Annotated in this window: 11 protein-coding genes, 2 pseudogenes and 2 CRISPR repeat arrays; of the genes and pseudogenes, 12 read left to right on the forward strand and 1 reads right to left on the reverse strand. The window is 51.0% G+C overall.

Annotated elements, in window-relative coordinates:
- The 3 genes and pseudogenes from GZ1_RS15145 to GZ1_RS15155 all read left to right on the forward strand — a co-directional run.
- On the forward strand, positions 1 to 2,664 hold a 2,664-nt coding region (locus tag GZ1_RS15145), incomplete at its 5' end, for a TIGR02680 family protein (RefSeq protein WP_083509322.1).
- Positions 2,661 to 3,881, forward strand: a complete 1,221-nt coding sequence (locus tag GZ1_RS15150; protein ID WP_015373841.1) for a TIGR02679 family protein — start codon at positions 2,661 to 2,663, stop codon at positions 3,879 to 3,881. The genes GZ1_RS15145 and GZ1_RS15150, both read left to right, overlap by 4 nt.
- Positions 3,882 to 3,930: 49 nt before the next feature.
- Positions 3,931 to 4,314 (forward strand): annotated as a pseudogene (locus GZ1_RS15155) (RpnC/YadD family protein); the annotation flags it as partial.
- 196 nt (positions 4,315 to 4,510) lie between these two features.
- Positions 4,511 to 4,940: a CRISPR direct-repeat array (repeat unit 30 nt; unit sequence GTTTTTATCGTACCTATGAGGGATTGAAAC).
- A 49-nt stretch (positions 4,941 to 4,989) separates the two neighbouring features.
- Here GZ1_RS15155 and GZ1_RS15160 read toward each other — a convergent pair.
- A pseudogene (locus GZ1_RS15160) lies at positions 4,990 to 5,863 on the reverse strand (IS982 family transposase).
- Positions 5,864 to 5,911: 48 nt separating this feature from the next.
- Here GZ1_RS15160 and cas6 point away from each other — a divergent pair.
- From cas6 to cmr6, 9 genes are all read left to right on the forward strand, one after another.
- Positions 5,912 to 6,658 (forward strand): CRISPR-associated endoribonuclease Cas6, encoded by a 747-nt coding sequence (gene cas6, locus GZ1_RS15165; protein ID WP_015373843.1) that lies wholly within the window; start codon positions 5,912 to 5,914, stop codon positions 6,656 to 6,658.
- 1,036 nt (positions 6,659 to 7,694) lie between these two features.
- Positions 7,695 to 8,894, forward strand: a complete 1,200-nt coding sequence (locus GZ1_RS15170; protein WP_060788799.1) for a putative CRISPR-associated protein — start codon at positions 7,695 to 7,697, stop codon at positions 8,892 to 8,894.
- A gap of 2 nt (positions 8,895 to 8,896) precedes the next feature.
- Positions 8,897 to 10,237, forward strand: coding sequence for a TIGR02221 family CRISPR-associated protein (gene csx2, locus GZ1_RS15175; RefSeq protein WP_015373845.1), 1,341 nt, complete (start codon positions 8,897 to 8,899; stop codon positions 10,235 to 10,237).
- Positions 10,237 to 11,142: an RAMP superfamily CRISPR-associated protein gene (locus tag GZ1_RS15180; RefSeq protein ID WP_033006435.1), complete on the forward strand. Its 906-nt coding sequence runs from the start codon at positions 10,237 to 10,239 to the stop codon at positions 11,140 to 11,142. The genes csx2 and GZ1_RS15180 overlap by 1 nt, the downstream gene beginning before the upstream one ends.
- Positions 11,139 to 12,779: a type III-B CRISPR-associated protein Cas10/Cmr2 gene (gene cas10 / locus GZ1_RS15185; protein ID WP_015373847.1), complete on the forward strand. Its 1,641-nt coding sequence runs from the start codon at positions 11,139 to 11,141 to the stop codon at positions 12,777 to 12,779. The genes GZ1_RS15180 and cas10 overlap by 4 nt, the downstream gene beginning before the upstream one ends.
- Positions 12,776 to 13,906 carry a type III-B CRISPR module-associated protein Cmr3 gene (gene cmr3 / locus GZ1_RS15190; protein ID WP_020756333.1) on the forward strand — a complete coding sequence of 377 codons (1,131 nt, stop codon included), beginning with the start codon at positions 12,776 to 12,778 and terminating at the stop codon, positions 13,904 to 13,906. Before cas10 ends, cmr3 begins: the two co-directional genes overlap by 4 nt.
- On the forward strand, positions 13,906 to 14,793 hold the full coding sequence (gene cmr4, locus GZ1_RS15195; RefSeq protein WP_020756334.1) for a type III-B CRISPR module RAMP protein Cmr4: 888 nt from the start codon (positions 13,906 to 13,908) through the stop codon (positions 14,791 to 14,793). The genes cmr3 and cmr4 overlap by 1 nt, the downstream gene beginning before the upstream one ends.
- Positions 14,794 to 14,807: 14 nt before the next feature.
- Complete coding sequence (gene cmr5 / locus GZ1_RS15200) at positions 14,808 to 15,212, forward strand: type III-B CRISPR module-associated protein Cmr5 (protein WP_025039256.1); 405 nt, start codon at positions 14,808 to 14,810, stop codon at positions 15,210 to 15,212.
- Positions 15,213 to 15,224: 12 nt separating this feature from the next.
- Positions 15,225 to 16,367, forward strand: coding sequence for a type III-B CRISPR module RAMP protein Cmr6 (gene cmr6 / locus GZ1_RS15205; RefSeq protein ID WP_060788800.1), 1,143 nt, complete (start codon positions 15,225 to 15,227; stop codon positions 16,365 to 16,367).
- A 180-nt stretch (positions 16,368 to 16,547) separates the two neighbouring features.
- A CRISPR array of direct repeats spans positions 16,548 to 18,037; the repeat unit is 30 nt; unit sequence GTTTTTATCGTACCTATGAGGGATTGAAAC.
- Positions 18,038 to 18,067: the final 30 nt, after the last annotated feature.

Below are 18,067 nucleotides of genomic sequence, written 5' to 3' on the forward strand. Positions count from 1 at the left end.
TTCGAAGAGGAGAAAGAGCGGTTTGAACAAGCCGTGCTTGCCTGGGTCGAGCAGGGAGGAATCGACGTTTCCGAAACGGACATTCAGGCGTTTTTGCAACAAATGGGCGCCCTCTATGAGCAGTATTCGCTCGATGATTTGAAGCGCCCATTCGTGCAAGCGTATTACGATGCCGTCGGCAAGAAAAAGGATGAGAAATGGCGGCTCGAGCATGACATCCGTCTGTTGGAAGAAAAACGGGCAGAGCGCGAGGCCGAACTGCGTCAATGGCGGGAACAACGCGACCCCGAGCCTGAACGGGATGAACAAACCGTCGCCGCCCGGTTGGCGTTGGAGGAGAAAGGCATTCCGTTTGTCCCGTTTTATGCCGCGGTCGAATTTGTCGACGATGTGCCTGACGATGTGCGCGAGCGGATCGAATCGGCGCTTTCACACGCGGGGCTGCTTGACGCCCTCATTACCGCTCGCGAGATTGACGTCGCCTGCGATCGTGTGCTCACTCCGAACCCGGCTCATATGGCGCATACGCTCGCCGATTATTTGCGCCCCGACAAAGACGCCCCTGTGTCAATGGAACGGATCGACGAAGTGCTCCGAAGCATCATGATCACCGATGTGGAACAAGAAGGCGGCATGACGATCGATGAAACGGGGCGCTATTCGCTCGGCCTTGTGCGCGGCCATGCGCCGCGGAGATCGAAGGCGATGTTCATTGGCCGTGCGGCGCGCGAACGGTGGCGGCTTGAGAACATCGCGGCGCTGGAAGCCGAGATCGCCGCTGTGGGGCAAGAGATCGACCGTCTGCGCGGGGCGCATCAGGCGGTGGAAGCGGCCATCCAAGCGCTCGCCGACTGGTTGGCGTCCTTCCCATCGGACCGCGATGTGCGCACCGCGTTTGACGAAGCGCAAGAAGCGCGCCGCCAAGCCGAAAGCAAAGAACGGGAATGGAAGCGGCAAGAAGAAAAAGCCGCTCTCTTGGCGCGCGAATGGAAACAAATCAAACAACAGCTCCACGACGAGTCGGCCGAGCTCGATTTGGCCTTTACTTTAGACGGCTGTGAACAAGCCCAGCTCGCCATGAAATCGTACGTCCGCCATGTGCACGAACTCGAAGTGCTTTACCGCGAAACGCGCCATACCGAGGCGATGATCGCCCAACAGCGCGAGCGGCTCGCGGCGCTGGAAACGGAGATCGACGAAGCGAAAGGCGAACGAAATCGGCTTCGGGATGAAACCGAGCGGCTCGCCTTGCGAATCGCGGAGATGGAACGGACGCTCGCGCAAATGGGGGCGGATGACATTCGCGCCGAAATCGCCCGCATCCAAGAACGATTGGCGTTTTTGCGCCGCGAAATTCCGCGCCTTGTCAACGAACGGGCGCGGACGGAACAGCGGCTCATGCGCTTAGTCGAAGAGCGGGAAAAAGGGGCGCAGCGGGAAGCGTTCGCCCGCGAGCTCGCCGCGATGTGGGAAAAGTCGTTTGCCCGTGAAGCGGCGCTTGGGCTTGTGGATCTTGATCGTTCCCGCTCCCTCCTGGAGCAGGCGAAAGAAGCGAAACAACGGTACGAAGCAGTGTTAAAAGAGACGCGTTCCTCGCTTCTGGCGCGGCTGAACACCGTCTTTTTCCAAGAGTCGTCCAACTTGACCGAATACCGGGCGTCCTTCGAGCCGCTGGAAGAACAAACGAAGCCCGAATGGACCGCCGCTGCCCCAGACGATGAGATGGCCATGAAAGCCGCGGACTGGCGGGAGAAACAAGAACGGCACGTCATTTACCTCGACTACAAAGGCGAGCGCGCCACGCCGTTTGCGGTGCTGGCGGAAGTGGAGCGCGACATCGTCTTGCAGCACGAGTATATGAAAGAACAAGACCGCGAGCTGTATGAGGACGTCATTTTAAAATCAGTCGGCCGCATTTTGCGCAGCCGCATCCAGCGCGCCGAGCGGTGGGTGAATGAGATGAACAAGCTGATGGGCGGCCTTGACACGTCGTCAGGGCTCGTGCTGTCCATTCAATGGAAGCCAAAAACGGCGGAGACGGAAGCGGAGCTGGATACGAAAGAATTGGTGCGCCTATTGCGGATCGATTCACGGCTGTTGAAAGAGGAAGATTTGCAGCGGGTGACGAACCATTTCCGCTCGAAAATCGCCCGCGCCCGCGAATTGCTTGAAGAGCGCGGCCAAGGCAGCACGCTCCATCAAATCATTAAAGAAGTGCTCGACTATCGGAAATGGTTTTCCTTCACTTTGTACTATGAAAAAACAAACGAGCCGAAACGCGAGCTGACGAACCACCGCTTTTACCAATTCAGCGGCGGGGAAAAGGCGATGGCGATGTACATTCCGCTTTTCGCCGCGGCGTATTCGCGCTACCAAGAAGCGGGCGATGACGCCCCGTACATCATCTCCCTTGACGAGGCGTTCGCCGGCGTTGACGAAAACAACATCCGCAACCTGTTCGGACTTGTCGAACAGCTCGGCTTTAACTACATCATGAACTCGCAGGCGCTTTGGGGCGACTACGACACCGTGCCCGCGTTGTCCATTTGCGAACTCGTCCGCCCGCGCAATGCGTCGTTTGTGACCGTCATTCATTACCGTTGGAACGGCCGCGTCAAACAGCTGATGGTCAATGATAAAGAATGGGAGACGATCGAGACGTGAGCACGGCCAAGGAGGCGGCTGCCTTTTTCCGATCCGAACCGGGCTTCAAGCGGCTGTTTGCCGAAATGAAACGCAAGTACGAGTCGCTCGGCCGCGTCGGCGGCGCGGTTTCATTGCAGTCGTTCTCCAAGGAAGAGCGGGAGTCGATCGCCGCCTTTTTCGGCAAAGACGTCTCCCGCGTCTCCCTTATCGCGTTTGAAAAACAGCTCGGACAGACGAGGTTTGCGGGCGTTGGGCTTGTCGAGCTGCTTGAACAGTACTTCGGCGCCCCGCTTGTCTCAAACAAAGAACGGCGCCAGGCGGAGGAAGAGGAACGGGATCGTTTTTTTGCGCGTCTGACCGAGGAGCATCATTGGGTTGAGTCGGTCCGCCCTCAGCGCTTCGTCCAAACGGCGTACGAAGCCGACCGCCGCAGCCTGGAGGAGGCCATCCGCCTTGTCGGCGCCGCCCTGGGCTACTTCCCGCTCCCGTCATACATGCGCCTCCCGCTCTTTGCCCAGCAAGTGGCGGGCGACCCGCACGCGTTCGATTTGTCCACGCTACCGGGGAGATTGTTGCTTTCGGCGTTGCAAGCGACCGTGCCCGGGGATTGGGACATGGCATCTGTAGAGAGCGTCAACGAGTTGCTCCAGTCCGTCGGCTTGCTCCGTGAGGATATCCTGAACTTTGTCACATGCGCCAACATTCTTGCTGAAACCAAGGACGGACCGCATCCTGTTTTCTCCGCTGCCTGGGAGGCGAACACGGCGCTGAACATGCCGCTTAGAGATGTGCTGTCGCTTGTCCGCGCCCGCCCTGCCCATGGGGGGACGGTGTACATTGTCGAAAACGCGGGCGTCTTTTCGACGCTGCTTGACACCCGCGCCCCGCTTGTCAGCACGAACGGGCAAATGAACTTGGCGACGATGAAGCTGCTCGATTTGCTCGCGGCTTCTGGCGCCAAGCTGTATTACTCCGGTGACTTCGACCCGGAAGGATTGGCCATGGCGGAGCGGATGCAGGAGCGGTACGGACCGTCCGTCACCCTTTGGCGCTTTTCCGTGGACGATTATAAGGCTGCCAACCCTGTCGTCGACCTCACCCCCGAGCGCCTCGCCAAGCTCGCGTCCGTAACGTCGACGCCGCTGCAGCCGCTGAAAGAGGAGATGGCGGAAACGAAAAAAGCGGGGTATCAAGAGGCAATTATCGGGAGGCTGACAGAGGATATCAACGGGTAGTCCATCCACGAGCCAGAGAAGGAGCCCGGAGCGATCGGGTCTCCTTCTCCAAAAGGAATTTTTGCGCATGCTCGTCCGTCTCGAGCTGGATGAAGCGAAACAGCGGCTGTTGTTCGGTTTTTTCGAGACGTATTTGCGGCTATCTGAAGAGGAGGAAGCAAAACCGCGACACGAGGTGAGCCAAATGGAAACGAAGGAAGCAAAGCGTGTGATGGAGCTCATCGTCTCATACGAACAGCGGGGGATGGAAAAGGGAATCCAACAAGGAATCGAACAGGGGTTAAAGCAAGGGATGAAGCAAGGACTCCAACAAGGAATCGAGGAAGGGAAGCTCGACGTGGTGAAGAGAATGATGGCGAAAGGGTACGATGCCGACACGATCCACGAACTGACCGGGATGCCGATGGAGAAGATTGAAAGGATGAAGGGGTAAGACGGCCCTTCGCCGTCAAGCTCCGCATTGTCGTCGACCTCCAATCGTGCAAAAACCCCTGGGGATCGACGACAATGTTCTTTTGCGCCAAAATCCTACAGCCAACACGGCTGAACGATATTGACAGAATATTTGAAACGTGATATTCTGAAAACAGCCAAAAGGGGAAAAGCTTGATTTTATGCGCATTGTGTGGGTTTTTATCGTACCTATGAGGGATTGAAACTATCTCCCTTTTCTCTTTCTTGTAAAGCTAAATCAGCGTTTTTATCGTACCTATGAGGGATTGAAACATACAAGAAGACCTAAGGTAGAATGACCAGAATGGAAGTTTTTATCGTACCTATGAGGGATTGAAACATTTTTGATTCTAGTATTTCAGAGACGATGGAAGCAATGTTTTTATCGTACCTATGAGGGATTGAAACATTTCTTCGCCGCGTTCCCAAAGGATTCGATAATATGTTTTTATCGTACCTATGAGGGATTGAAACTCAGGAGCCTCATTTTCATATCGGGGAACTGGATCAAGTTTTTATCGTACCTATGAGGGATTGAAACCGAAAAAAGGCAGTTCTCTGCCGTATAACAACAGCGTTTTTATCGTACCTACAAGGGATGAGACCTGTGCCGGTGTACCAAAATATTTGTGTTACCCGTGGTGCTAGTTGAGCGTTAGAACTCAACTAGCCCAAGTGTAACTAGGGAATAGGCTAACAATATGCCGTCGAGCGCTACTTCAAATCCGATCATGGAATTTGCTCGGATCCCTGTGATCCGGTATTGGTCAACCAGAACCGAGAACACCGTCTCGATCACTTTGCGTTTTTGTTGGATCCATTTCTCCTATGCTTCGGACCAGCAATGTTTCTGGTTTTTTCGAGACGGAGTCCAAAGCGCCATTTGGTACTCTTCGTACAGCCTTTTTTGCAACTCACGGCTGATGAATCCTTTGTCCCCAAAGTTATAGGGATGAGGAATTTGAGTCATCACGCTTTCAGCGGCGATACGATCATGGCAGGATGCTTCCGTTACCACATAGCCCATGGGCAACCCTTGATCGGTCACTTGAAGGTGCAGCTTCAACCCATAGTACCATTGCTTTTTGGAAGCGCAATACCCGATGTCTGCGATCTCTTGAAACCGTTTGACGCGATGCATTCTTGCGGTATGGCACAACGGGAGCGGCAAGCGGTCGACGACGGCATAGGCATGATGTTGGCCGCGTTTTGCTCACGACGGCGATCCATTTGATGGCGAAGTCAAGCGTCAGGCAACGGCGGTTGTACCGGGAACGTTCGAGAAACGAGCCATTTGTGAACAAATTTCCCGTGACAAAGCGATGCCATGCCCGTTCGGATGTCAAACCGAGCAACTTTCCTAAAAGATGAATCGCGATGACCACGGCGTCTTCCTGTTTGACCAAATGGCGGTTGCGACGCTGTAGGTACATCTGAATCGATGACAGTTGGGCAGAGACAAAAAAGAAAATGGCGGCATATTGCTTTTGAATCTTGGCTCGATCTGTAGTAAGTGGAGACGAATTTATTTTATAAGGGCAAAGGACGGCACTCAACAAGGAAGGACAGGATAAAATATGAGATTGACAATCACAATGAGCGGACGGCAAGGGCCTGTTTCCTTGCCTCTCTATTACCAACATTTGTTACAAGGGGTGGTGTATCGCTCGTTAGAGAATGAACAATTAGCCGCTTTTTTGCATGACAAAGGATTCCGTCACGGGAAACGGTCATTTAAACTTTTCACATTTAGCCGTTTATTTGGAACGCATCAAGTGAATCGAGAAAGGAAAACAATTCATTTTTTGGGGGATTTCCAATGGCATATCGACACCGTTCTCCCAGAACTGACTCAACAACTTGGGCAGCGATTCTTGTTGCAGAGAGAGATTGAGCTTTACGGACAGTTGATCGAAGTGAAAAGTGTCAAAATGGAGAACATCGACATACGTGAAAACGAAATGGACATTGTCATGCTCTCTCCGTTGACCGTATATAGCACATATGAAACGTTCGATGGAAGAAAGAAAACGCAATTTTTTGATCCCGATGATGAGGTGTTCCCCCACTTGATTGAATTGAATTTCCGTCATAAATATGAAGCATACTACGGTGTTCCGCCGACGGAAAGGCTATTGATCGAGCCGATTCATGTTCATCATCGTCATCGTGTGGTGACGATGTTCAAGAATATATATATTACAGGATGGCTTGGCTATTACCGCCTCTGTTCTTCGCCAGAACAGTTGACATTTTTATATCATGTTGGTCTAGGTGGCCGAAATTCACAAGGATTTGGCATGTTTCGCCTCAAAAGTGGATAAACGAGTCATGGGATTGTCGTCGACCTCCAATCGTGCAAAAATCCCGGGGGATCGACGACAATGGTTTTTGGTGGTTCAGACTTACAGCCATCGAGGTTGAAGGTTATTGACAGAATTTTTGAAATGTGGTATTCTGAAAACAGCGCTAGATCGAAATGCTTGATGCAACAAGCATTTTTGGGGTTTTTATCGTACCTATGAGGGATTGAAACTCTCGTTTTGTTTACTGTCATGATTTCTTCCATGAGTTTTTATCGTACCTATGAGGGATTGAAACCTTGTACATATCTTGATTTTTCTCCCTCGATAACTTCGGGTTTTTATCGTACCTATGAGGGATTGAAACCAATTAATTTATTTTCTTCTTTTACGCAAGGAAAAACGTTTTTATCGTACCTATGAGGGATTGAAACTTTTTGCTTGCGGCGGTCAAGCCAATCTATGATGTTTTTATCGTATCCACAAGGAACTGAACCCTCTTCATCTTCGCGCGCAGGTGTGATGGGGGGCTCGTTGTTGTCGCAGAGTTAGTTCAGACCACATCTCTCATTTGCTTCGTTTGCGGTGATGAAGCATTGTGCGTAACGGATGGGCGCCTGCGGAACAGGCAGTACAGCATTCTAAGTTGGGCAAAGGCATTTCTAGTCTCACGGGTTGCCTTTCTAAGTGACGGGAGAAAAAAATAAGATGGCAGCGATCTATGTTGGCGGCATCTTTCGATCGAGGGAATCCCTTCTGAGCAGGGGATTCTTTTTTTGTGTTTCGTCCTCCGACGTTGTTTTGCGTCGCTCCTTAAAAGGGGGAAGCAACGGAAAAACCAGCTGGAAGAGACGCTCTTTTACTTTCGAGGGCCCTTGTTATTTTCCATTCGCCTTCGTGAAGTTGGGTGGAAAATTCGTTTTTCACCCGTCTCTTCAGTGGGAAAATGTTTGAAATTGTTAAAAATATCCTCCTCTATAATTGAAAAATAGGATATAATTGATATAAACATAGCTATATTTTCCTGAGATGAAAGAAATATGGAGGGGAAGGGCGGTTGTACCAGCATATTGTTGTAACGTGTGGTGTGTCGTTGCTGACAGGAAACAGGAACGTTTTCTCGATGAATCGGGATGAAATCATGGGGGAGATTCGTCCTTGGTTGAGCGCGACCAACATCGACGAGGAAAAACAACGAAAAATTGATGAATGGATTCGCCATGCCGGGCAGTTTGCTCATGAGGCCGCCCGAGATCCCAATCGTGTGTCGGCGGAATATTCGATGATTTACGAACTTCGTAGACAAGGGAAATTGGCGGAGAGGCCAATGGTTGTCCTCATTGCGACAGACACGGTGGGAGGACGGATTGTGGAAGCCGTGTTGACAAGGTTGCTGGAGGAAGACTTTGCCGCGAACGTTCGTGTCATGTACGTGGATGTGGATGTGAATCATCCAAGACGGATGCAAGAGACGTTGGGAGAGTACATGTGGAAGGTGGCGGATGCTCTCTCCCACGGGGAACCGTCAACAACTTGTTTTGCGCCGATTGGCGGGTATAAAGTGATGACATCGTTGGGCTACATCGTCGGGGCATTTCTGCACTATCCGACAGCTTATATGCATGAGGACGGCCAAGTGTTACATGAGATTCCTCCTGTGCCGATACATATTGATGAGCAATTTGTTCATGATCACTTTGATCTGTTGCGGAAATGCCAAAAGGACATGGTTGATGCGGATTCGCTTTCTTACCGCGAAAAACAATGTATTCTTCAATATCCGTTTTTGTTCCAGCAAGAGGATGGTCTTGTGTATTTAAGTGCATTTGGACAATTTTTGTTTGAACATGAAAAATATAAACATTTGTTTGCGACCACGTACCTTGTATCCAAACAAGTCGCCAATATGTTGCAACACAATCATCACCAGTTGCTGTTTGTGCACCAACAAATGCGGGAGCTGGTAAAGAAGCTGAAGCATGAAGAGGGAGACATGGGCGTTTTGTACCACGAAAAGTCATTCAAAACGATTGATGTCCGAAAAGTGAAATATCACTTGTACAAAGGAGCGAGCAACGGACAGACGGCGTTTCGCCTTGCTTACCGATACGATGAAAAAGAAGATTGCTTGTATGCCAACTATTTATGGCTTGACCATAACCGATATGAGCGGGAAGCGGAAAGAGGAAAAGGGATTTATGAAGAGGATTCTGAGTTTATCGATATCACGAAACAATTGGCGGGAGTGGGGAGATAAGCGTGGGGAGAAGGGTATTGTTGTCGTTTCTTGGATTGAGCGATTATGAATATTGTTATTACACATACGAGGGCAAATCGTCTTCTTATACGCGTTTTATCCAGACAGCGGTGTATGAGTTGTTTCGCGGGGATGGACCGATGGATGTGGTGGTGTTTGCGACGAAAGAAGCGCGGGAGCGGAATGGGCGAGACCGCTTCAAAGGGGAGGAGCGGCTGGAGGGCTTGATCACCGCTTTTCAGCGCATCGCTCCTGAGGCGAATGTGAAGCTCGTGGAAATGGAAAGCCGTCAGGATGAACAGGCCAATTGGCGGTTGTTTGACTGCATTCTGAATGAAATTCGGGAAGGGGATACGATTTATTTTGACATCACCCACAGTTTCCGTTCCATCCCGTTTGTCGCGCTCATCGTGTTGAACTACGCCCGCTTTGTGAAAAAAACGGACATTGGCGCGATCGTTTACGGCTGGTTTGAAATGCTTGGGCGTCCAGCCGATGTCAAACAGTTGCCTCCAGAACGGCGGTTGGCGCCGATTGTCAATTTGACAAGCATGGCGAGGCTGCTCGATTGGACGAACGGGGTCGATCAATTTTTGCGCACGGGGGATGCCTCCATCATCCAGGCGCTGACCGCGAAAGAAAACAGCGAAGTGTTCCGCAATCCGTCTTCGAGCCAGACAATGCGAAACGAAGTGAAAGAATTAAATCAGTTGACGAAGCAGCTTGATCAGACGGAAAAAGTGATCCGCACGTGCCGAAGCTTGCAAATCGATGAAGAAGTGCAGAAATTTCATGAACAGCTCGGCCGCGTTCGCTCAGCGTCGGCGGAAGCGATTAAACCGCTTGTCCCATTGTTGGATGTGATGGAGAAAAAGTATGCGATGTTTGATGATGATCCGATCATGAACAGTTGGAAGGCTGTGCGTTGGTGTTTGGACCACGGATTGATTCAGCAGGCGCTGACGATGTTGGAGGAAAATGCGGTGACGGCCGTTTGCCGGGTGTTGGGGCTTGATTTGCGGAATGAGAAGGCCCGGGGAGATGTTCATTCGGCTATTGAAATTTTATTGCGAGATATTCCGAAAGAGGAATGGCGCGTTCGTTCCGTAGAGCGGGTTGAACAAATAATCGATTTCTTGTCTCCTTATAAGGGCGACTTAAAACGATTTAGCACGCTTAAGGAGCGGCGCAACGACATCAATCATGCTGGGGCGCGGCCGCAACCGCTAAAGGCGGAAAAGTTTTGGCCCGATGCGGAGCAGTCGTTCCGAGAACTTGGTGCGTTTTTTGAACGTATGTCAGCGCTCGCAAAAACGATGCAAATCTCAAAGGAGAATGCGTGATGGCCTATCAGGAAAGCGGGGTAACAGCTGTTGCTCAGTCGTCATATCCGCTTGTTCTCTTGACGCCGGCCGCCATTCACGGCGCTGATCCGAGGGAGAAGGCGGAGTTTCGCCTTCCGTCGTTGCGAGGGGTATGGAGGTACTGGTGGCGGACGCTGCAGGATGAACCTCATCACGAAAAGCTGCTTGCCAAGGAGGAAGAGTGGTTTGGCGGCACGAGGAAAACAAAGCAGCAATCGCCTGTCCATCTAACGTTGGCAAGAGCGATGGAAGGGACAATGAGAGAAAATATTTTGCCGCATCGTACGTCTCCAACGTTGGTTCCGGCGCTTCCTGCCGGCGGGGAGGTGACCGTGACGCTCTCGGTGCGGAAGCGTCATCAAGAGCGATTGGCGCAATATGATTGGCACTTTCAATATATGCTTCACCTCGCCAGCTTCGGGCAGCGGTCGCGCCGCGGATTCGGAGCTGTGCAATGGACGGAGCATCAATGGGATCACGTTGAGGAATACGGTGAAAGTTTGCGTATGACGCTAGAACGCATCGGGGCGGCGGATGCGTTTTCCTTTGCGGAGCGCGGCTGCCTTGTGGCACGACGTGAAGACATCGCAACACCTCATCCGGTATTGTCCGCGGTGTGGGTTGGAGAAGGAAAAGAGAGCGCGGCGGAAGTGGTGAAGGCGTTTGGCAGGGCATCGCATGAAGCGAATCGTTATGGCAGCCTAGGATATATGAGAGGGAAAGAAGGAAAGCTTTCTTCCCCGTTATGGTGCACGGTGAGGAAAATCGGAGGCCGCTACTATCCGATTGTAACAGAAGTGAGAAACCATGACTCGCGCTACAGCGAGCCGCGCTATGAGCGAGATCGAAACCGGTTTTTAGAGATCGTTGGGGTGAGGATATGACCAATCGCTATATCGTCATTTTTACGGTCGGGCCTGTGCAGTCGTTTATCGCTTCAGCCCGCAAAACGGAAGATTTTTGGAGCGGAAGTTATATTTTGTCCCATTTGGTGCGAGAGGCGATCAAACAGTTTTACCAGTTGGATGCCAACTGTGAAGTCGTATACCCGCTCGTCACAAGGGAGGAGTTGCGGTCGCCATCTGCGCGGGATTTTCGCATTGCTTCGATCCCGAACCGCGTGACGGTGGTGATGGAGGGAACAGAAGAAAAGGTTGGCGGCTGGCTGCGCGAAGTGGAGGACAATGTTCGCCAAGTGTTTCTGGACTTCTGCTTTCAAGCCATTCGACGCGTGTTTCCACATCTCACTGCCGAAGAGTATGAATGGCTGGAGATGATGGTGGAACAGCAAGTGCAGTCGTTTTTAGAAGTGTACTGGGTCGCTGAACCGTATGAGCCGTCCGCTTCGTTCCGGACCGTGCGTGAACGCGCCGAACGGCGGTTGGGGGCGCTGAAAAATGAGAAGCATTACATTCCTGTTTCCCAATTCGGCCTTGTTTGTTCCGTCTGCAAGGAAAGGGAGGCGCTGCGGCTTGCCGAGATCAAGGAAACGGATCATTACGGTGAGATCAAGCGGAAAACGCTCCACCTTTGGAAGCGGCGGGCGGAGAAATTTCAAGGAGCTGGAGGCGAAGAAGACGACCGCCGCTCGGGACGAATCAAGGACAACGAATTTTTATGCGGCATTTGCTTAGGCAAACGGGTGGCCCGCGATTACTTCTCCGCTTTGTTTGGCGCTTCGGTTTTGTCGTTTCCGTCTGTTCTCGAGATCGGAGCGGGCGATTATTACGCCGTGCTCATGATGGACGGGGACAACATGGGGAAATGGTTCTCCGGGGAACGGAAAGAGGAGTATAGTCAAACGAGCCAAAAACTGGCCCGGTTTGCGAAGGAAATCGTTCCGCGGATTGTCGAAGAACAATGCCGCGGCAAGCTCGTTTATGCAGGGGGGGATGACGTCCTTGCCTTCCTGCCGACCGAGACGGTGCTGAAAGCGGCTGAGGAGCTCCGATTGGCGTTTGGCGATGAACGGAAAGGATTAGGTCATGGAGCGACCGCCTCGTTTGGGGTGGTGATCGCTCACAAAAAGTCGCCGCTCCATCTCGTTCTTAACGCTGTCAGAGCGTTGGAGAAAAAGGCGAAACAGTATTCCAACGACAAGACGGGGCAGCGAAAGGACGCCCTTGCTTTAGCGCTTCACACCCGCTCTGGCGAGATTTCGGAAGCGGTTCTCCCATGGATGATTGGAGGAGAGAAGGTTTCACAATTATTGGATCAATGGATTAATCTGTTGAAAACATCCCTGTCGCCGAACTTTATTTTTCATTTCGCTTCCGCGTTTGCCCCGCTGCTGCATGAGCGGCACTGCCCTAAATGGGAGAATGGCGACATGCTCGCGACAGAGCTTCGGCGTTTGCTTAAGCGGTCTGTAAAAGAGGGAAGCCATCTGAGCGCCCAAGAGATCGCCCATCACACGCAAGTTCTTTTGTCTTTGCATGAAGCGGTTCGCAGCGGCTATGACTTTTTGTATCTGTTAAAGATATTGACCTTTTTCAAACGGAGCGAGGGGAACGGGCAATGACAAAATTAGTCTTGACACCGGTAGACACGTTTTTCTTTAAAAACCATCATGCGACGCAAGCGGGGGAGGCGACGGTGATGGAGTCGATATTCCCTCCGCGCCCGAATACGATTTACGGCGCGTTGCGGGCGGCGTACATTTATGCGTACAGCACGTTTGACGATTTTACGAGGGGCAGTGATGAACAGGTGAGGAGATGGATGGGCACCCCGACTGAGCGGGGGCAGTTCTGTCTCCATTATTGCACGCTGGTGAAAGAAGACGTCTTGTTCTTTCCCCTGCCCTTTGATTATCAAGTCATAGAGGAGGAAAAATCGCTCAAAGCGTATCCATTGCGGCTTGTCAAAGACCGAAAGCCTTCATCATCTGCTTCGATGTGGCGTCTGGCTTCTTCGCGGCGTGACAAAACGAAAAGTCCACAGCACTATTACGTCCCGATGGAGGAATGGAAGCAGGCGCTTCTGGAGAATAAGCCAATCTCTTCCCTTTGTTCATTGTCATCGTTCATCGCTCGGGAAGATAAGGTGGGAATTCAACTCGACACGTCCAGCCGAACAGCCCAAAAGGGGCTTTTATACCGGGTGGCGAAAGGGCGTTTTGTAGACGGGGCGTCCCTTGTCGCTTTCGTCGGTGATGGACCGGATTTCTCTGATGTCAAGTGGGCGCGGATCGGCGGGGAAAACCGGCCGTGGTCTATCCGCCAGCAGCCGGAAACGCTTCGTATATGGAATCCAGACGAGAAAAAGGGGATTGAACAAGACATTCAGCGGACAAAGCTGGCGAAAATCGTCTTTTTGTCTCCAGCTATTTTCTCGAACGGATCCCGTCCAGCGGCAATGGACGGCAATCAGTGGACATGGCCGAACGGGGCGGTCGTCACTTGGCTTGCCGCTTCCATCGGACGTCCGGAGTTGTACGGGGGATGGGACATCGTCCGCCATCGGCCAAAACCGCGGAAATGGATGATCCCAGCCGGTTCGGTCATCTATGTGAAGATCGAACGCGACGATGCTTTGCCGCTTGTCCTCTCCGCCCTTGACGGCGTTCATCTCACCGATGAAGGGGCGGAGGAAGGGTTTGGGTTTGCAGTGATCACGAGTGCGAAAGAAAGCGAGGAGGAGTTGTAATGTATTCGATCGTACGGCCTTTTCTTATGCATGCCATTACGTCTGTCCATGCGGGGAGCGGGAGCGAGATCGGGTTTGTCGACTTGCCTATTCAGCGAGAGAAGCATACAGGATTTCCAAAAATCGAAAGCTCCTCGCTCAAAGGCGCGCTTCGGTATCACATGACACAGTCGCTGCCCGAAGATGGGAAGAAGCTTGAACTGATTTTCGGCGCGGACAAAGGACAGGAAAGCGTCACACAAGCGAGCGCCATTGCTCTGAGCGATGCACGCGTTTTGCTGTTTCCGGTTAAATCGCTTCGCGGCGTATTTGCTTGGATTACGTGCCCGCTTGTGATTGAGCGGTGGAATCAAGAGATGAGCGTCCATCAGCAATCGATCGGGAAAGAAGTCCGACTTCTTCCGGTGCCCGCACCGAACACGGTCAGTTCCGACCGGTTGATGGCGGTCAATGGACGCATTGTGCTGGAGGAGTATGCGTTTTCGGTCACCGTTTCTCCCGAAGCGAAACAGCTGGCGGAACAACTTGCCGCCCTCCTTGGGGAGCATTGCCGCCTGCGTCTTGTAGATCGACTCGTTGTTCTCTCCGATGACGATTTCACGGATTTCGTCAAATTGTCGACCGAAATTAACGCGCGCATTCGCATTTCACCGGAGACAGGGACCGTTGACAACGGTGCGCTCTGGTATGAGGAAAATGTTCCGCCAGAAACGGTTTTTTACAGTTTCCTCTACATTGGTGATGTACGGGGAGACGGAATAGATGGCTTTGCGAAGGCTGCGGATATTGAACGGTACTTTCTGAATGAAAACAAATTTCCATCCGTCTTTCAGCTTGGCGGGAACAGTACATTAGGCCGCGGAATGATGAGAACGATTTGGGTGTGAACGGAGGAGAAGCCATGGAAACAAACGTGAAGCGTGTGGGGATTGAGAACGGGCGAGCCGCATTTGCGTTTCAAGAAGTGAAACAGGCAAAAGAACGATTGAGAGGAAGCTTCGAAAACTATCGTTCTTACGTCAAAAAAATGCCGTCCTTGATTCAAGTCAACGGTCTCGGACAAGCATTGGCGTTTTGTTTTCAAAAAGGGAAGGAATACAAGGCGATTTATCAATCCCTCGCAAAATGGATGAGGGAACAGTTTCCGGATCAATTTTCATCGGCAAACCAAGAACTCGTCGAGGCTGTCGTCAACTTATCGAGCGCTGATTACCGGTTATGGACGATGGAAGCAATGGCGCTGCTAGATTGGATGCGCAAGTTTGCCGACGGGATGGCGAAAGACGATGCAAAGGCGGCAGAGTAAGGAGGGGAGGGCATGCTTTTTCATCCAAAGGACACCCTAGAAGTCGTGCAAAAGGCCAATAAATCGATCGGGCATTTGGCGTACCATCTCCATTATTTTATCGAGCATCGGTGGAATGACCGTAAAAAAGTGTGGGAGCCTTCGAAACAGTTGAAATCCGCCCCGATTCTCCCAGAGCTGAAAGAGATTGGCGAGCAGCTACGGGCGCAGCGAGAGCAGGCCATGGTGGAATGGGCGCAAACAGGGGGAGTCAAGAAGCTGAAAGCCCGCCTCTCTGGCCGAATTGTCCACGGACTGGGCGCGGGGCATGTTCGCGAGACGTCATTGACGATCCACCCCGTGTACGGTCTTCCTTACATTCCTGCCTCCAGTTTGAAAGGCCTTGTGCGCCATTGGTTCATCGAGGCGTATTGCGAAGGGGACGAGAAACGGCTCAGCGAGCATGAAGACGGACGGGCGATTTTTGGGATGCAAGACCATAAAGGACAGGTGCAGTTTTACGATATCTTTCTCATCGATGGCTTGCGGTTGGAAAAGGATGTGCTCGCTGTACATATGAAGGAGTATTATGAAGGAAAAAACGCTGCGACAGATAATCAAAAACCTGTTCCCGTTTCGTTTTGGACGGTCATGGCTGCAGAGGTGGACATTTATTTAACGGCCCATGGCTTTCGAGACGGTGAAAAAACTACCCGGTTGTTAGAGGCAGCATCGTTATATACCAAACAGGCGTTGATGGAATGGGGGATCGGTTCGAAAACATCGTCAGGCTACGGTCGATTTTCTGAAGTGGACGACGTGACGGAAACCGAATTCCTCCCAATGGTGCAAAAAGAACGCGCTCGTCTTGAGCGTCGAAAAATCGAGCAGGAAATGGTGGAGCGAAAGAGACGCGAGGAAGAAGAACGAGCAAGGCTGGCCCTCCTCTCCCCCGAAGAACGGTTGGTGGCCGAAATTGAACGGTTGACTGACAGCGAAACGGATAGGCAGCGAAGCAAGGATAGCCTTTACCAACAGGTGATCGAGCAGCAAAACAAACAAGCCGCCGTTGCGTTGCAGGCGTATTGGAAACGTATCGGAGAATGGGGAAAAGCCGTCAGCAAAAAGCAAAAGCAAAAAATGGACAAACTTCAACAACTGTTGGAGGAAAAGTGAGGGTCTTGTGATTGTCGTCGACCCCCAATCGTGCAAAAATCCCGGGGGATCGACGACAATGTTTTTTGCGCCAAAAATCCTACAGCCATCACGGCCGAACTGTATTGACAGAATTTTTGAAACGTGATATTCTGGAAACAACCCAAAGGGAAAAAGCTTGATTTGATGCGCATGGTTTGGGTTTTTATCGTACCTATGAGGGATTGAAACAATTCAATGTTAACGTCATCTTGCGAGCGGACATGTTTTTATCGTACCTATGAGGGATTGAAACACGGTGATCTTGCCATTATGCTCCTTCAGCGCGTTGGTTTTTATCGTACCTATGAGGGATTGAAACGCTCGTTCATCTCAGAAAATGAAAGACCGGAGCGCTGTTTTTATCGTACCTATGAGGGATTGAAACTAAATTCATGAGAATAAAACCGACTGACACACCAGACGTTTTTATCGTACCTATGAGGGATTGAAACTTTCTTCGTTGTACTCAACAATCTGATAATAGAGATGTTTTTATCGTACCTATGAGGGATTGAAACATCCACACCAAACATAGTCCGCTGTCCGGTTCTCAAAGGTTTTTATCGTACCTATGAGGGATTGAAACTCGGCTTTCGCCTGAAACGTTGCGGAAGATCGATGGTTTTTATCGTACCTATGAGGGATTGAAACAGCAAAAACAAGCTATACAAAAAGTAGCGGAAGAAAGTTTTTATCGTACCTATGAGGGATTGAAACTTTGTTGGTACTGTAAAACCAACCCGTTTACAAAATGTTTTTATCGTACCTATGAGGGATTGAAACAACTCCGTTCTGTTGAGTTCATCGAGCCAGTAGAACGTTTTTATCGTACCTATGAGGGATTGAAACCAAGGAAGCTTATTCGTTAACCAATGCAATGAAATGTTTTTATCGTACCTATGAGGGATTGAAACACTCCCGCGCCCACCGACAGGCGCTAGGCCTGCCAAGTTTTTATCGTACCTATGAGGGATTGAAACTCGAGCTCGACCAACGTTTTTCCGTTAATCTCAATTGTTTTTATCGTACCTATGAGGGATTGAAACACAATTTTCGCTTCCACAATAAAGCGTGGTTCTTCACGTTTTTATCGTACCTATGAGGGATTGAAACATTTTCATACCATTGTTGCCCTCATAATCGACGTTATAGTTTTTATCGTACCTATGAGGGATTGAAACCTTCTCGCGGTGTACGTACTAGGGTCAAAGGTTTCGGTTTTTATCGTACCTATGAGGGATTGAAACAAAGATTCGTCGGCATTGATCCGTCTTTGCGGACGGGGTTTTTATCGTACCTATGAGGGATTGAAACTCATTTCCAGTTGCTCTGAATGGTAGGCAGCCTCTGTTTTTATCGTACCTATGAGGGATTGAAACTTTTCACGGCTTCATCTAAATAAAGGCGAGACTTTCCGGTTTTTATCGTACCTATGAGGGATTGAAACATTTCGCTGTGTTTACCGCTGTGGAAATAGCCGATTGTTTTTATCGTACCTATGAGGGATTGAAACGCGACCCTTGGAGCGGCGATCGGCGTTGTACTGACAGTCAGTTTTTATCGTACCTATGAGGGATTGAAACAGCTCATCATACTCCAGTTCGAGTATGTCCCTTCCTGTTTTTATCGTACCTATGAGGGATTGAAACGCGAATCCTTCCCCTGTGTATCTCCCCAGC

Origin of the sequence: Geobacillus zalihae NBRC 101842 (assembly GCF_001544135.1) — a bacterium.
Taxonomy (GTDB): domain Bacteria; phylum Bacillota; class Bacilli; order Bacillales; family Anoxybacillaceae; genus Geobacillus; species Geobacillus zalihae.